Below are 15,068 nucleotides of genomic sequence, written 5' to 3'. Positions count from 1 at the left end.
ACGTGCTCACACCCGGCGCATACGCAGCTGACTGACCTGGAGATAGCCCGAGGCGAAGCCGGCCTCGCTATAGGCCAGGTAGTACTCCCACGCCCTGCGGAAACGCTCGTCGAGCGGGCCGCCGGAACCGCCGACGCGCACATGGGCGACCAGCTGCGGCCATGCGGCGTTGAATGCGTGACGCCATCGCCGCAGCGTCTGTGCGTAGTCCGGGCCGAAGTCGATGCGGGCGGTCCTGCGCAGCGTGGTCGCCGACGCCAGGGAGCCGTCGATCGACTCGATCGAGGGGATGAGTCCCCCGGGGAAGATGTACTTCTGAATCCAGCCGAAGGAGTTCTTCGTCGCCATCATCCGCTCATGGGGCATGAGTATCGCCTGGATGGCCGCCGTGCCGCCGTCGGCGAGAAGTGCGTCGATGGTGGCGAAGTAGGTGTCCCAGTACTCCGCACCGACCGCTTCGATCATCTCGACGCTGACCACCGCGTCGAAGCGGCCGGCCACGTCGCGGTAGTCCTCGATACGCAGATCCACCTGGTCGGACAGACCGGCTTCGGCGATCCGCGCCTTGGCGAGCTCGAACTGTTCATGTGACAAGGTGATCGCGGTGACGTGAGCTCCGCGCTGCGCCGCCCGGATGGCCAGTGTGCCCCAGCCGCAACCGATCTCCAGCACCCGCGTCCCCGCCCCGACCGCGGCGAGATCGAGGATCGAATCGATCTTGCGTAGTTGAGCTTCGTACAGGGACTGGTCGGCGAGCGGGCGGGTGTGGTCGAACATCGCACTGCTGTAGGTCAGACTCGGGTCGAGGAAGGACTCGAACAAGTCGTTGCTCAGGTCGTAATGCGCTTCGATGTTGCGCCGGGATCCACTGCGGTTGTTGCGTTGCTGCTCAGGGATGCGCTGATCGACCAGACCACGCAATCGCCACCAGGAGCGCGGCAGCAGGTCGGTCAGGGTCGCGGCGAACGGCGTGAGCGCATCGCCGAGGTCGGTTCCCTGCGCCGCACGCCACTCCCCTGCCATGTACCCCTCACCCAGCCCGATCTTCGGATTCGCGGCCAGCCGCGCGAACAACTCCGTCGGGCGGACGATCTCGATCACCGGCAGCGCCTGCGCATGTGGGTGGGTGTGTCGGCGACCCGACGATCCACCGATCTCACGTCCGTCGGGATAACGCACGACGACCGGCACTCGCGACACGGCATGTTCGAGCGCCCACTGTGCGGTGCGCCCGCGCAATCCGGGGCGAATCCCGACGGTCTCCTGCGTCATCAGCTGCACACCCTTCCCGCTGCCGCGGCCGACATCGCGCCGGTGTCGGCGAGCGACTGCATCACTTCCCAGCCCACCACTCTCGACGGCCAGCCCCGCACGCGGCACCATCGGCAATCCTTTCATCAACAATCGAACACCTTCGACAGTGATGAGGCCGCGCACGCGTACCGGCATCAGGGGCATTGCGAGCTTTGTCGCAACTACCGTGCGAGGTACCGCGGGTAGGACGTCGCCGGTGATGGTCGCGACGAAGGGCGGCAACCCATCGCGTTCGAGCGTGATGGACACCGACACCCGCCTGGGCGACAGCACGAACCGCATCACATAGATCCCCGACACATCGTTGAAGGGAGACACGTAGAACGTCTTCTCAGTGCTCACACGCCCGGCGTCGTCGGGGAACAACACATAGGTGGACCGCTGGTGATAGGTGTTGTGCACCTCGGCGACGATGCAGGCGACCTCGCCGTCGGAGTCCAGACACCAGAACACGCTCAGCGGATTGAAGACGTATCCGGCGCTCCGGATGTTCGCGAGCACCACCACCCGTCCACGCGGTCCGAGATCGACTCCGTGGCCGGCGATCAGCTCGACGATCGCGGCTTTGAGCCGCACTCCCTCGGCGTGCGCACGTGCCCGAGCGCGGGTTCGCACACCTCCATCGCGAGAATGTGCATCGGCGGAGTCGTCGACACCGTGATCCTCGGCGCGCAATGCGCCGGCCCATCGGGGAACCGACTGTGCGTCATCGAGATCGATGAGCCACTGGTACACACGGTGATCGAAAGAATGGGCACCCTGTCCCTGCCGCACGTGTCGCACATGCCCGATGACCAACGCGGGCAGCAACGGCAGCCCGGTCGTCACCGGACTCGACACGTCGTGGCTCGTCACCATTGAGCCCCGAATCTGGTGGCTGCGGCCACGCCGGATCGAGCGCCGTCCTCGTGGAAACCCCACCCGTGGTAGGCACCGGCGAGGACAAACCGGTCAGTGGCCAACGAGTCGAGTTGCCGCTGTGCAGCAACGGATCTGGTGGAGTAGAGCGGGTGGGAGTAGTTCATCTGCGCGATGACCGTCGAGGGGTCCACCCGATCCGCGGAGTTCAGCGACACCAGATAGTCGCGTGTGCCGCGCAGTCCCTGCAGGCGATTCATCCAGTAGGTGACCCGCGGCGCGCCTTCGGTACCGACCTCCAGGTTCCACGCGCCGCGTGCGCGGCGCGAGCGCGGCAACAGCGACGAATCCGTGTGCAACACAACCTCGTTGTCGCTGTATTCGATACTGGAGAGCACATCACGCTCGCGGGGTGTCGCATCGGCGAGCATCGCCAGCGCCTGGTCGGGATGGGTGGCCACCACCACCCGGTCGAATGTGTCGGTGTGGCCGGACGCGTCGACGACATCGACATGGTCATGCGCACGCACGATCGACCGCACCGGGGTCGACGTACGGATCGTGTCGATCTTGGCCGCGATCAGCCCGACGTAACGCCCGGAACCGCCCTCGACGGTGTACCACTGCGGTGACCCACCGACGCTGAGCATGCCGTGGTTGTCGAGGAATTCGAAGAGATAGCGCGCCGGATAGTCCAGTGCGCGATCGCCGCCCGAGGACCAGACACACGACACGAGCGGGATCATGAACTGCCGCCGGAACCGTGCGCTGAAGTCGAGCTCGTCGAGAAAGCGCGCCAGGCTGCGGCCGGCGACCTCGGAGCCGGCATGCCCGGCCGCGAGCTCCCTGCGGGCGCAGATGTGAAAGCGCTTGATCTCCAGCAACATCGACAGGAAACGAGGATCGACACTGCGATGCGGCTGGGCGAACACCCCACCGAGCCCGCGACCCCCCACGTAGGACACACCGCTCTCGGCGTCGACGATGCTCATACTCATCTCGGTGGCGTAGCGGCGCACCCCGAGTTCGGCGAACAATCGCGTCAGGATCGGGTATGCGCGGTCGTTGTGCACGATGAAACCGGTGTCGATCGACAGTTCGGTCCCGTCGGGATCGACCACCTGATGTGTGTGCGCATGACCACCGAGGCGATCGTCGGCTTCATAGAGTGTGACGTCGGTGACATCGCGCAGCAGATGCGCGGCGACCAGCCCTGAGACACCCGACCCGATCACTGCCACGCGCTGTGCCGACGACCCGACGGAGGTCATCGCCACGGCGGGCCCGCCCACCGTCGACTCGGACGCGCGGTGATCGCGTACAGGGTGATCGCGTACAGGGTGATCGGGCGGGTCGTGGGGTCCGGCGGTCTCCTGCGAGGGTTCACCGACGCGTGTGACGCGCTGTGCCGTGGCAGATCCTGCGATCTCAGCATGGTCGGTCATGTCAGCGAACGTCACCTCACTCCGGTGGTCTGGACCACCTCGTCGGTCGCCGGGGGCGATCCCCGCCGGGCGTGTCTTCCACCCGTGGTTCGGTGCCGCCCGCCGCCCGGATGGCAGTCGAGCTCCACGGCTGTGATGACCCCGGCCTGGTGATTGCCGTGTCTGCCGCGGCGAGTACCGGTGGGTCCGCATCGCGGCGGGCCTCGACGTCAACATTAATGTCGTCAACCCTAATGTCTCGGGGGCGCGTACCTCGTGTCCGCGCCGCCGACGACTGATCACTCTGTCCGCCGAGGGTCGTCCTGCCACGACACGGCGCATATGAGAGGCGCCGAATGAGTGGCCCGCACCGTATGATGCTTCAATCCGGGCAAGGCAGACATGCGTTTCTGCGTCGTGGCCATGCGCCGGCAGTCATCGGCATCCGTGGGGGAACGGCTCGTCGATGTCGTGCGTATGACGGGGTCGTCGCCGGTAGCGTGAGTCCGCACGGACCGCTCCCACCGCGGCCCTCCCCGTTGCACACCTGGCAGGGAACGGACGCCCGACGACACCGAAGTGGGGACACGGTGATCATTGACACGGATCGGATGGTTCTGCGTCCGGTCACCACGGCTGACGCCGAGCACCTGGTGGTGCTCGACGCGGATCCCGAGGTGATGCGTCATGTGAGCGGCGGCGTCGCGACACCGCCATCGATCATCGAGGACTGGGTGATTCCCCGGGCGATATCGGAGATGAACTCCCGTCCCGGCGTCGGGATCTGGATCGCGGTGGACCGTCGGCGCGGTGATTTCCTCGGCTGGGTGAGTCTGCGTGCTCCGCGACATGGCACCCGCCCCGAACTCGAGCTCACCTACCGGCTGCGGCGGGCCGCGTGGGGGCGCGGCCTGGCCACCGAGGGTGCGCGTGCGGTGATCGCGCTGGCCTTCGACCTCGTGTCCACCGACCGGGTGTTCGCCGGGACCACCGCGATCAATCACGCATCGCGACGCGTGATGGAGAAGTCGGGGATGTCGCTGGTGGCCGCCACGGCGGCCGATCCACAGGTCGAGTACGAACTGCTGCGCGACCAGTGGACGTCACACAGCTTCCCGTGGGCCGCCTCGGCACGTCCCGTCGCTCATCTCATCGCCTGAGTCTGAGTCGGCGCCGGAGACTGAGTCGGCGCGTGCCGGCGGACGGGCGCCGGCGGGGCCCGCCCGGTGGCACGCCGGCGACGTGCACCCGTTCCGGCGATCCTTGCCTCACCACGATCGAGCCGGTGAACTACCGTTAGTAACCGAGCAGCCCCGAAGCGACTGACGAAGTATCTTCGATCAACGACGTACAGGAGTAAGACATGAGTGCCCGCCATCGTGTGGTGATCATCGGAGCAGGTTTCGGTGGCCTGAATGCTGCGAAGCATCTGAAGAACGCCGACGTCGATGTGACCCTCGTGTCGCGCACCACCCATCACCTGTTCCAGCCGCTGCTCTACCAGGTCGCGACGGGCATTCTCTCCGAGGGTGAGATCGCTCCGGCGACCCGCGTGGTGCTCAAGAAGGTGAAGAACACCCAGGTGCTCCTCGGCGACGTGGAGAAGATCGACTTGGAGAAGAAGGTCGTCACCTCGCGCCTGCTCACGCGCATCACCGAGACCCCGTTCGACAGCCTGATCATCGCCGCCGGTGCCGACCAGTCGTACTTCGGCAACGACCAGTTCGCCGAGTTCGCCCCCGGCATGAAGACGGTCGACGACGCCCTCGAACTGCGCGGCCGCATCCTCGGCGCGTTCGAGCAGGCCGAACTGTCGAACGACCCCGAGGAGCGTGCGCGCCTGCTCACCTTCGTGGTCGTCGGTGCGGGTCCGACCGGTGTGGAACTCGCCGGCCAGATCTCGGAGATGAGCGACGAGACACTCAAGGGCACCTTCCGCAACATCGACCCCACCCAGGCGAAGGTGGTTCTCCTCGACGCCGCGCCGGCGGTACTGCCCCCGATGGGCCCCAAGCTCGGCAAGAAGGCCGCCGACCGCTTGACCAAGATGGGCGTCGACATCCAGCTCAACGCCATGGTCGTCGACGTCGACTACGACGGCCTGGTGGTCAAGGACAAAGACGGCACCACCCGGCGCATCGAGTCGCAGTGCAAGGTCTGGTCGGCAGGTGTGTCGGCCAGCCCGCTGGGCAAGCAGCTCGCCGAACAGTCCGGGGTGGAGCTTGATCGTGCCGGTCGTGTCAAGGTCGGCGCCGATCTGGCCCTGCCCGACCATCCCAATGTGTTCGTCATCGGTGACATGGCCCTCGTGCCAGGGGTCCCGGGTATGGCCCAGGGCGCCATCCAGGGCGCCAAATACGCGACCGCAGCGATCAAGGCATCCCTGCAGGGCGCCGATCCCGCCGACCGCAAACCCTTCGAGTACTGGGACAAGGGTTCGATGGCGACCATCTCGCGGTTCGACGCCGTCGCCCAGATCCCGATTCCCAAGACCGACAAGAAGATCGAGTTCTCCGGCTTCTTCGCCTGGCTTGCGTGGTTGTTCCTGCACCTGATCTACATGGTCGGGTTCCGTAACCGGATGGCCACCACCTTCAACTGGCTCTTCGCCTTCAGCACCCGCAACCGCGGGCAGCTGACCGTGACCGAGCAGCAGGTGTACGCGCGCACCGCGCTGGACACTCTGCACGAACTCGAATCGCAACGCGAACTCGACGCTCCGTCGTCGGCCGCACCCAGTACAGACGCGGCCGGATCCGCTGCGCCACAGGCAGATCCGACACCCCAGCCGGATTCGGCACCGCAGCCCGATCAGGCCGAGGCGAGCTGACCGACGCCGCCGGGCTCGCACCCGCCGCCGGGTCGAGCCGTCAGATCGACACCAGCCCGCCGGCGGGCCACCGAGCGTCGAGCAGGAGATCGTCGGCGGCGGCCTGAGCGCTGACCACATCTGCGCCGGTGGCGGTGATCAGCTCACCTCCACCGGCCAGCGGCATCCGACCAGCCGCCACCACCGGCGAGACAGCAGCCTCATCCGCCTGCGCGGGATAGCGGAATGCGCTCACCAGTGCGCGCGGTGCGGGCCATCGGCCGATCGACGTGGCCATCCCCGGCAGGTCGATGCGATGCCGGAGTACCGGTCGACCTGCGACATCCACCGACATCGTTCCCGACCAGCTGCCGGCGGTCTCGTTGCTCCGTCCGCGCTGCACACTCTCGGTGACCAGCAGCCGCGAGGTGTCGTCGAGATCCGCGCGCACCACCGATCGGTGCCGCGACCGGGGAACGAGGATCGTCGGCAGCGGGCACACCACCAGCGAACCATCCTCGCCGACCGTGAGATCCCATGTCGCGGTGGACGTCTGGTCTCCGCGGCCCGGGTAGATGACAGTCGCGGCGGTGGTGGTCAGTTCCAGCCGGGCCCCGGATGCCACCTCGATGCGCACCACGATCTGGTCGTCGCCGAGCGGGGTCGCCGCGGTCGAGATGAGGTGAACCCGGTCGGGACCGGTGAGCCGGGCGGTGAGCCCGCCCACCGCGGTGATCCGCGGTGACCGGCCCGGGGTCGCCGTGATGGTGACCTCGGTGAACACCTAGCCGGCCACCGGCGCAGTTGCCAGCTGTTCGCGCACCCAGGCCACCACATCGGTTGCGGCAGGGTCCTCGGTGAGCGAGATCATCGCGGTGGGCCGGTTCTCGCGCACCCGAGCGGCGTCGGTCGACATGACACCGAGATCAGCGCCCACCAGCGGTGCGAGATCGGTTTTGTTGATCACCAGCAGATCCGAGTAGGTCACCCCAGGGCCGCCCTTGCGGGGCACCTTGTCACCACCGGCCACGTCGATCACGAAGATCTGTACGTCGATCAGACCTGTGGAGAAGGTGGCGGTCAGATTGTCGCCGCCGGACTCCACCAGGATCAGATCCAATGCGGGATTGGCCTCCACCAGGTCGTCGATGGCGTCGAGGTTGGCGGTGATGTCGTCGCGGATGGCGGTGTGCGGACACCCGCCGGTCTGGACCGCGGTGATGCGCTCGTCGGGGAGAACCGCGTTGCGCCGCAGGAAGTCCGCGTCCTCGGTGGTGTAGATGTCGTTGGTCAGCACGGCCAGCGACAGCTCGTCGCGCAGTACGCGGCACAACGCCGCGACCAATGCGGTCTTCCCCGAGCCGACCGGCCCGCCGATCCCGATACGCAGGGCCTCACCCGGCGTGCGGACGCGCCGTGGACGCTCGTCGAGATGTGAATGCGGCTCTCCGTCGATCAGATGCGGCGGCATGGTGTTCTCCTCACAGATACACAGATGGTGGCAACGAATTGCCGATTACGATGCGAACAACGGCATGTCACGGATCTCGTGCCGTTGCGCCAGGATGTCGAAGTCGGGGTCGGAGACGTCGGCCAATCCGTCGGCGGCCCTGGCCGCGAGCGACTCGTAGAGTCCGACGAGTTCGACACCCAGTCCCGCGACATCTCCCGGGTCCAGCGCCAGCAACCGCTGTCCGGCCGTTGCTGCACCGGTCTGACCACTGTAGAGGTAGACCAGCGCGGTCTCGAATCCGCCCAGGCCGGTGACCGCGCCCACCGATCCGGTGATCACCGGAAGATGGGGCCGGGCCCGATGAGCCGACCAATCATGCTGCGGCCACGTCCCTTTGGCCAGCCGCAGCATTCCTCGCCCCTGGGTCTGCGAGGCCGTGCGCGCCGCGGGCGAGGGGGTGCGGGCATCGGTCTCGATCTCGGCATCGGCTGGTGTCAGCCGACCGTCGGCCACGGCCGCGGCGATCGAGGCCCCGACCAATCCCGCGGTGGCCGCCCGGCGGATGAGGAATTCACGCAGTGAGTCCACTCCGGTGACCAGTCGATCGGTGATCGCCTGTTCCAGGCCGCCGGAGTGGACGTGACCGCCCACCGGCAATCGCGAATCGGCGAGCGTGAGCATCATCGCGAGCGAGCCACCCGCGCGGGGCACCCCACGATCGCTCTGTGACAACGCCATCAGAATCCAGCCATCAGAACAGGAAGTACCGCTGGGCCATCGGCAGTTCGACCGCGGGATCCTGCTGCCAGATCTCCCCATCGACGAACACCGTGAAGGTGTCCGGGTCGACCCGGATCTCCGGCGTCGCGGAGTTCTCCGGCATGTCGGCCTTGGCGACCTTGCGCACGTTCTTGACCGGGACGAGTTGCCGCGCCAGCCCCAGCTGCTCGGGCAGACCGGCCTCGATTGCCTGCGGCGCAACGAAACTCAGCGATGTCTGTGCTGCGGCACCGGGTGCGGCGCCGAACATCGGCCGGGGCAGCACCGGTTGCGGGGTGGGGATGGAGGCGTTGGCGTCACCCATCGCCGCCCAGGCGATCGCGCCGCCCTTGAGCACCACGTTGGGTCGCACCCCGAAGAACGCCGGATCCCACAACACGATGTCGGCGAGTTTGCCGACCTCGATCGAACCGATCTCGTCGTCGAGGCCGTGTGCGACAGCGGGGCAGATCGTGTACTTCGCAACGTAGCGGCGTGCGCGGTTGTTGTCGGCGGCCGAGTCCCCCGCCAACGCACCGCGACGCTTCTTCATCACATGTGCCGTCTGCCAGGTCCGCAACACCACCTCACCGATACGTCCCATCGCCTGGGCGTCGGAGCCGATCATCGAGATGGCGCCCAGATCGTGCAGCAGATCCTCGGCGGCGATCGTCGAGGGCCGGATGCGGCTCTCGGCGAAGGCGAGATCCTCGGGGACGCTCGGGTTCAGGTGATGGCACACCATGAGCATGTCGAGGTGCTCGTCGAGGGTGTTCACGGTATGCGGACGCGTCGGATTGGTCGAGCTGGGAAGGACATTCGCATACGACGCGACCGTGATGATGTCGGGTGCGTGACCGCCGCCGGCACCCTCGGTGTGGTACGCGTGGATACCGCGTCCGGCGATCGCGCCGAGCGTCAACTCGACGAATCCCGCCTCGTTGAGAGTGTCGGAGTGCAGTGCCACCTGCACGCCGGACTCGTCGGCGACCCGCAGGCAGGCGTCGATCGCCGCGGGCGTACTCCCCCAGTCCTCGTGCAGCTTGAACCCCGACGCGCCGGCGCGCAGCTGTTCGCGCATGGCATCGGGGTTGACGGTGTTGCCCTTGCCCAGCAACGCGATGTTCATCGGCCAGCCGTCGGTGGCTGCGAGCATCGATGCCAGATGCCACGCGCCGGGGGTCACCGTGGTGGCCTTGCTGCCCTCGGCGGGGCCGGTGCCACCACCGATCATCGTGGTGATGCCGTTGCCGAGCGCCTCGTCGAGGATCTGCGGACAGATGAAGTGCACATGGCAGTCGATCCCGCCGGCCGTGGCGATGAGCCCGTTACCGGCGATGATCTCGGTCGACGGCCCGATCACGAGATCGGGATGGACACCGTCCATCGTGTCGGGGTTACCCGCTTTGCCCATCGCGACCACGCGACCGTCGCGAATACCGAGATCCGCCTTGATGATTCCCCAGTGATCGAGAATCACCACCCCGGTGATCACGGTGTCGGGTGCGCCCTCCGCCCGTGTCGCACGGCCCTGCCCCATCGACTCGCGGATCACCTTGCCGCCGCCGAACACCGCTTCCTCACCGGCCAGTCCCGGTCCGCCGCAACGGTCTTCGGTGATCTCGATCAGCAGGTCGGTGTCGGCCAGACGTACCCGGTCCCCGGTGGTGGGACCGTACAGTTCGGCGTAACGCTGTCTACTCAGGGATGCCATGCGAGTCAGTCGACCTTTCCGGGTGCGTCGAGCGAGATGCCGTACACCTCACGGGTGCCGGCCAGCGGGACGAGCGAGACCGTCATCTCGATACCTGGCTCGAATCGCACCGCGGTGCCCGCGGGGATGTCGAGGCGGAGTCCGCGAGCGGCCGCACGGTCGAAATCAAGAGCGGCGTTGGCCTGCGGCAGGTGCACATGCGATCCCACCTGCACGGGGCGGTCGCCGGTATTCGTCACTGTCATCACGACATGCGGGGCACCGGAATTCAACTCGATCTCACCCGGTGCGACGATGACCTCGCCGGGGATCACGGGATCGGACATGATCTCTCCTGACTGATGCGGGAACCTCGAGGGCGGAGGCCGTGGCGGATCGGTGCTCTCCCGTCTGCCCGACTGCTGTGGGTCACAGGGCGACTCGACGGCGCGACTCGACAGACGCCCGCGAGGACCGCCGCAGATGACCTCATGAGATGGGATGGTGAACGGTCACCAGCTTGGTGCCGTCGGGGAAGGTCGCCTCGACCTGCACGTCGTGGAGCATCTCGGGCACGCCGCTCATCACGTCGTCGCGGGTGAGCACCTCCCGACCGGTGGACATCAGCTCGGCCACCGGCCGTCCGTCACGGGCGCCCTCGAGAACGTGATCGGTGATGATCGCCACGGCCTCAGGATGATTCAGCTTCAGCCCGCGGCCTTGCCGCCGCCGGGCGACCTCGGCCGCGTAGGAGATCAACAACCGTTCCTGCTCATGTGGCGACAGCCGCACTGCTCATCCTCCTCGTCGGCGCCCGCAGCCAGATCCCGGCCCATGAGAGCCGGTCGCGGTGCGCACGTGGAATCTCATACTGCCACCGCCGACGGCGGTGGGCATGACGGACCGCAAACCACCTCACAGACCGCGACCGGCGGCGCTCCCACCCCCGCGCGCCGATCGTGACTCTCAGACGGGTGTCACCGAATGTTCAGGACAGAACGCCGCCACTGGCGCGCAACTGGGTCAGACGGGCCGCCGAGCACTGCTCGCCGAGCGCCGTGACATCGGACTCGTCGAATGCGCCGGCGGCGAGTCCACGCAGCACCACCAGGGCCAGCGACTGCGCGGTTGCCGGCTCATCCATCACCTCACCGCTCTGCCGAGCGAAATAGTCCTGCAGGCGTGCGACCGCCGCGGGCATCGCCGCGGCAAAGAAGTCGAACACCGCCAGCCAGCGCGTCACGAGATGCCCCGGATGCATATCCCAGCCCTGGTAGTACCCGCGGGTCAGTGACCGGGTGACCAGCCGGTGATGCCGGCGCATCGCCGCGTCCACCACCTCGTCGGTGCCGACCGGGATCACCTGCGTCGAACCGTCGCTGACCCAGACACCGGTCTGGGCAGCCGCGGCGAGCATCACCGCCTTCGCGTGATCGGCGACCGGGTGTTCCAGCGACTGCTGCGACGAGACGATGCCACAGGCCGCGCTGTAGTCGTATGTGCCGTAGTGCAATCCGGTCAACCGGGGCATCCCCACGCCGATCGCGCGAGCCAGTGTCGCGCTGCCATCAGCACCGATCACCGCTTGCGGACTCTCGATCTGCAACTCGAACTGCAGTGTGCCGGGGGCGATGCCGTGGACGAGTTCGAAGTCCTCACACATCGCCACCACGGCCTCGACCTGTTCGATGGCGCGCAGTTTGGGCACCGTGAACACGAAGCCCTCGGGCACACCGCCGGCGGCGTCGAGGACGTGTTCGAGCGTCCGGATGCCCCGACGACGATCACCGGCACCCATGCTCTTGGCGCGCACCCCGAACGACCACGGCGCACCGACGCCGTCCTGGTCGGCGCTGCCGTCGGCTGCCGCGTCGCCGCGTGAGGCCTGCGACCATGCGGCCAGGATCTCGCCGGCGCGACGCGCGTCGGCATCCTCGACCTCGTCGGCACGCCACCCGTAGCCGTCTTCGAGGTCGATGCGCAGATCGTCGATCGGCCGCGACCGCAACCGCGTCCGCACACGATCGGCGACGCCCATCGAGTCGAGGTCGGCGATGGTCTCGGCAGCGCGGTCGGTCAGCTCGAGCGCCGCCGTCCCCCACAGCGACGGCGTCTCCGTCGAGACCTTGTCGGCGGGAATGTAGACGGTGTGGGAGGGCTGCGGCTGGGGTCTGTCACCGGGATAGCGAACGGCGAGTCGCTCGTCGACCTCACTGAGCAGCGCTTCGATCCGCTCGCGAGCCGGCGCCGACAGCCCCGACCCCGAGGCGGTCACGACGCGGCCTCGATGTTCTGCAGTCGCACCCTGCCCTGGGCGATGAGCCGCTGGTTCTCGTCGGTGATGTCGACCTGCCACAGCTGCTGACGCCGACCACGATGGATCGGCGTGGTGGTGGCGGTCACCGTGCCCGCGGTGATGGCGCGCAAGAAGTCGGTCGAGTTGTTCACGCCGACCACCCCGCCACCGACGCCGCGCTCGTTGAGCCAGACGTAAGCAGAGGTGCTGGCGGTCGACTCGATGATCGCGCAGTACACCCCGCCGTGCACGAGTCCCGCCGGCTGATGCAGCGCCTCTGAGATGGTGAGGGACGCCACGACGCCCTCGGCCGAGACCATCTCGTACCGCAGGCCGTACAGAGCATCGAAGCCCGACGAGTCCCCCACCTGACCGGACACGCCCAGCGCACCCCCGGTCGCGGCGGCGTCACCACCAGACTGCTGTGGGGTTCCGTCGGAGTCGGTCGCGGTTCGTTCGGAGTCGGTCACTGCGTGCACCCTCGCCTCTCATCCCGGTTGCCGGGGCGTGTCCACAGCCACCGGCGACGGCCGATCACCACGATCACCGCTGATGACGATCCAATCACGCATCGCCTCGCTCGATCGACGCCCGCCTGCGGGAACGGCATGGACGGGTGTCGTACAGAGGGGCTGCGGGCGTTCGAGTCCGACGCGCACACAGCGAGAGACGAGCTCGTCACAGGGGCCTCGTCACAGGGGCCTCGTCACAAGGGGCTCGTCACAAGGGGCTCGTCACAAGGGGCTCGTCACAAGGGGCTCGTCACAGAAACGGACAGGCCCACACGATGTGCATCGTGTGGGCCTGTCCTCGCGTGGACCGGGGGTCTCTGCAGCCCTCAGGACACTCTCGCGGTCCGACCTAAGAGTGAATGTAGGCTACCCTTACCTACATGTCAACCCCGACGTCTCTCGTATCCACCGCCACACCTCGCTCACGTCGGATCGGTAGAATCCGACGTGTGAGTGGATTGGGCGAATTGGAACGTGCCGTCATGGACCATCTGTGGTCGAGCGAGGAGCCCCAGACGGTACGGCAGGTCCACGCGGCGCTGGCCGCCGAACGCGGACTCGCCTACACCACCGTGATGACCGTTCTGCAGCGCCTGGCCAAGAAGAACTTGGTCGCCCAGATCCGCGACGACCGGGCACATCGGTACTCGCCCAGCTACCGGCGCGAGGATCTCGTCGCGAGCCTGATGGTCGATGCGCTGAGCGAAGCCGACGAATCTCAGGCGCGGCATGCCGCCCTGGTCTCGTTCGTGGGGAAGGTCGGAGCCGATGAAGCGCGAGCGCTACGCCGAGCACTCGACGAGCTCGAAGCGTCACAGCATGGGGACGAGACCCCTTAAGATCCCTTCCGTGACGACATTCACCAGCGTCAACGGAGACGCGTGATGATTGCCGCGGTATTCGGAGCCATCGCATTGCTCCTCGCCGGTCCGGTACCCGCGCTGCTCGCGCGTGCCGACTGGTCGCTGCGCGCCCCACGTGCAGCGATGACGCTGTGGCAGTCGATCTCGATCGCAGCGGTGCTCTCGGCGTTCAGCTGCGGGCTGGCGATCGCCTCCCACCTCCTCGTGATCGGACCGGACGGCCGTCCTACGACCAGCCCCTTCCGCCAGGCCGATCGCCTCGGCTGGCCGATCTGGACCGTATGTTTCGGCGTGTTCTTCCTCACACTGCTGATCGGTGCGCGTCTCATCTTCGCCTCGATCCGCGTCGGGGTCCGCACGCGGGCACGCCGTGCGCTGCACCGTGATCTCGTCGACCTGCTCGATCACATCGACCGCCGTTCTGGCGACGGCACCCTGCGCGCCCGCGACGTCCGCATGCTCGACGTGCGCGAACCGATCGCCTACTGCCTGCCCGGCATCCGTCGTCGCGTGGTCCTCTCGGCCGGCATCGTCGACCGCCTCAACCGCGATGAGCTCACCGCGGTCATCACCCATGAGCGCGCCCATCTGCGCGCCCGCCACGACCTGATCCTCGAGGCCTTCATCGCCGTTCACGAGGCCTTCCCGCGCGTGATCCGCAGCCGCTCGGCGCTCGACCAGGTGCGTCTGCTGGTGGAGATCCTCGCCGACGACCACGCCGTCCGCGCGAGTTCACGCCGGACGGTCGGGCGCGCACTGGTCAACTGTGCCGACGCCGTCGCACCACAGGGCGCGATGGGCGTGGGCGGGCCCTCGACCCTCACCCGCGTCCAGCGACTCTCCGACAACAGGAGTGCGCACACCGCCGGCGCATGCGCATACGTGTGCGCGGTACTGATCCTGGTGGTGCCCACCCTCGCGGTCGCGATCCCCTGGCTGACCGAGCTGAGCAGACTGGCCGGATCCCTGTAACGCCGTCACGGCGGAACGTCGGCGGCGCCACCTGCTCCCGACTTGCCGGAAACGCCCGGCGCCGGGCGAAAGAGCCGCCGCCGGAACACTCGTGGCCGAGCTCGCCGAGCGCATA

At 67.4% G+C, this 15,068-nt stretch carries 14 protein-coding genes; 4 read left to right on the top strand and 10 right to left on the bottom strand.

Annotation, left to right across the window (positions count from 1 at the left end; all coding sequences use genetic code 11):
* Positions 1–6: 6 nt before the first annotated feature.
* Both IEW22_RS10610 and IEW22_RS10605 read right to left on the bottom strand, forming a co-directional pair.
* A complete protein-coding gene (locus IEW22_RS10610; RefSeq protein ID WP_188586580.1) occupies positions 7–2,172 on the bottom strand; it encodes a DUF1365 family protein in 2,166 nt (721 codons plus the stop codon).
* Positions 2,166–3,443, bottom strand: coding sequence for an NAD(P)/FAD-dependent oxidoreductase (locus tag IEW22_RS10605; RefSeq protein ID WP_188586633.1), 1,278 nt, complete (start codon positions 3,441–3,443; stop codon positions 2,166–2,168). Before IEW22_RS10605 ends, IEW22_RS10610 begins: the two co-directional genes overlap by 7 nt.
* Before the next feature lie 743 nt (positions 3,444–4,186).
* Here IEW22_RS10605 and IEW22_RS10600 point away from each other — a divergent pair.
* Together IEW22_RS10600 and IEW22_RS10595 are read left to right on the top strand one after the other, a co-directional pair.
* On the top strand, positions 4,187–4,756 hold the full coding sequence (locus IEW22_RS10600; protein ID WP_188586579.1) for a GNAT family N-acetyltransferase: 570 nt from the start codon (positions 4,187–4,189) through the stop codon (positions 4,754–4,756).
* A gap of 203 nt (positions 4,757–4,959) precedes the next feature.
* Entirely contained in the window at positions 4,960–6,426 is a 1,467-nt protein-coding gene (locus tag IEW22_RS10595) for an NAD(P)/FAD-dependent oxidoreductase (protein WP_188586578.1), read from the top strand.
* A gap of 40 nt (positions 6,427–6,466) precedes the next feature.
* On the opposite strand, the gene IEW22_RS10590 is transcribed toward IEW22_RS10595, so the two are convergent.
* From IEW22_RS10590 to IEW22_RS10555, 8 genes are all read right to left on the bottom strand, one after another.
* Positions 6,467–7,189: an urease accessory protein UreD gene (locus IEW22_RS10590; RefSeq protein ID WP_188586577.1), complete on the bottom strand. Its 723-nt coding sequence runs from the start codon at positions 7,187–7,189 to the stop codon at positions 6,467–6,469.
* Positions 7,190–7,876, bottom strand: coding sequence for an urease accessory protein UreG (gene ureG / locus IEW22_RS10585; RefSeq protein WP_188586576.1), 687 nt, complete (start codon positions 7,874–7,876; stop codon positions 7,190–7,192). It abuts the gene before it with no gap.
* A gap of 45 nt (positions 7,877–7,921) precedes the next feature.
* Positions 7,922–8,596 (bottom strand): urease accessory protein UreF, encoded by a 675-nt coding sequence (locus IEW22_RS10580; RefSeq protein ID WP_229742450.1) that lies wholly within the window; start codon positions 8,594–8,596, stop codon positions 7,922–7,924.
* Between the two features lie 13 nt (positions 8,597–8,609).
* On the bottom strand, positions 8,610–10,331 hold the full coding sequence (locus IEW22_RS10575; protein ID WP_188586575.1) for an urease subunit alpha: 1,722 nt from the start codon (positions 10,329–10,331) through the stop codon (positions 8,610–8,612).
* A 5-nt stretch (positions 10,332–10,336) separates the two neighbouring features.
* Positions 10,337–10,657: an urease subunit beta gene (locus IEW22_RS10570; RefSeq protein WP_188586574.1), complete on the bottom strand. Its 321-nt coding sequence runs from the start codon at positions 10,655–10,657 to the stop codon at positions 10,337–10,339.
* Positions 10,658–10,799: 142 nt separating this feature from the next.
* Entirely contained in the window at positions 10,800–11,102 is a 303-nt protein-coding gene (locus tag IEW22_RS10565; protein WP_188586573.1) for an urease subunit gamma, read from the bottom strand.
* A gap of 196 nt (positions 11,103–11,298) precedes the next feature.
* Positions 11,299–12,585 carry a DUF6986 family protein gene (locus IEW22_RS10560; protein ID WP_188586572.1) on the bottom strand — a complete coding sequence of 429 codons (1,287 nt, stop codon included), beginning with the start codon at positions 12,583–12,585 and terminating at the stop codon, positions 11,299–11,301.
* Positions 12,582–12,926, bottom strand: a complete 345-nt coding sequence (locus IEW22_RS10555; RefSeq protein ID WP_229742470.1) for a PaaI family thioesterase — start codon at positions 12,924–12,926, stop codon at positions 12,582–12,584. The genes IEW22_RS10560 and IEW22_RS10555 overlap by 4 nt, the downstream gene beginning before the upstream one ends.
* A gap of 632 nt (positions 12,927–13,558) precedes the next feature.
* Here IEW22_RS10555 and IEW22_RS10550 point away from each other — a divergent pair.
* On the top strand, positions 13,559–13,957 hold the full coding sequence (locus tag IEW22_RS10550) for a BlaI/MecI/CopY family transcriptional regulator (RefSeq protein WP_188586630.1): 399 nt from the start codon (positions 13,559–13,561) through the stop codon (positions 13,955–13,957).
* Positions 13,958–14,002: 45 nt separating this feature from the next.
* Positions 14,003–14,953 carry a M56 family metallopeptidase gene (locus IEW22_RS10545; RefSeq protein WP_188586571.1) on the top strand — a complete coding sequence of 317 codons (951 nt, stop codon included), beginning with the start codon at positions 14,003–14,005 and terminating at the stop codon, positions 14,951–14,953.
* Positions 14,954–15,068 lie beyond the last annotated feature (115 nt).

Source organism: Gordonia jinhuaensis (assembly GCF_014639795.1).
GTDB lineage: Bacteria > Actinomycetota > Actinomycetes > Mycobacteriales > Mycobacteriaceae > Gordonia_B > Gordonia_B jinhuaensis.
Note: the sequence above shows the minus strand (reverse complement) of the source record. Positions and strands in the feature narration are given on the sequence as shown.

Excerpts from the sequence above, each read along its gene's own strand:
- IEW22_RS10580 (WP_229742450.1), bottom strand. The coding sequence starts at position 8,596 with ATGGCGTTGTCACAGAGCGATCGTGGGGTGCCCCGCGCGGGTGGCTCG.
- IEW22_RS10595 (WP_188586578.1), top strand. The coding sequence starts at position 4,960 with ATGAGTGCCCGCCATCGTGTGGTGATCATCGGAGCAGGTTTCGGTGGC.
- ureG (WP_188586576.1), bottom strand. The coding sequence starts at position 7,876 with ATGCCGCCGCATCTGATCGACGGAGAGCCGCATTCACATCTCGACGAG.
- IEW22_RS10545 (WP_188586571.1), top strand. The coding sequence starts at position 14,003 with ATGATTGCCGCGGTATTCGGAGCCATCGCATTGCTCCTCGCCGGTCCG.
- IEW22_RS10575 (WP_188586575.1), bottom strand. The coding sequence starts at position 10,331 with ATGGCATCCCTGAGTAGACAGCGTTACGCCGAACTGTACGGTCCCACC.
- IEW22_RS10570 (WP_188586574.1), bottom strand. The coding sequence starts at position 10,657 with ATGTCCGATCCCGTGATCCCCGGCGAGGTCATCGTCGCACCGGGTGAG.
- IEW22_RS10605 (WP_188586633.1), bottom strand. The coding sequence starts at position 3,443 with ATGACCTCCGTCGGGTCGTCGGCACAGCGCGTGGCAGTGATCGGGTCG.
- IEW22_RS10610 (WP_188586580.1), bottom strand. The coding sequence starts at position 2,172 with ATGGTGACGAGCCACGACGTGTCGAGTCCGGTGACGACCGGGCTGCCG.
- IEW22_RS10555 (WP_229742470.1), bottom strand. The coding sequence starts at position 12,926 with ATGGTCTCGGCCGAGGGCGTCGTGGCGTCCCTCACCATCTCAGAGGCG.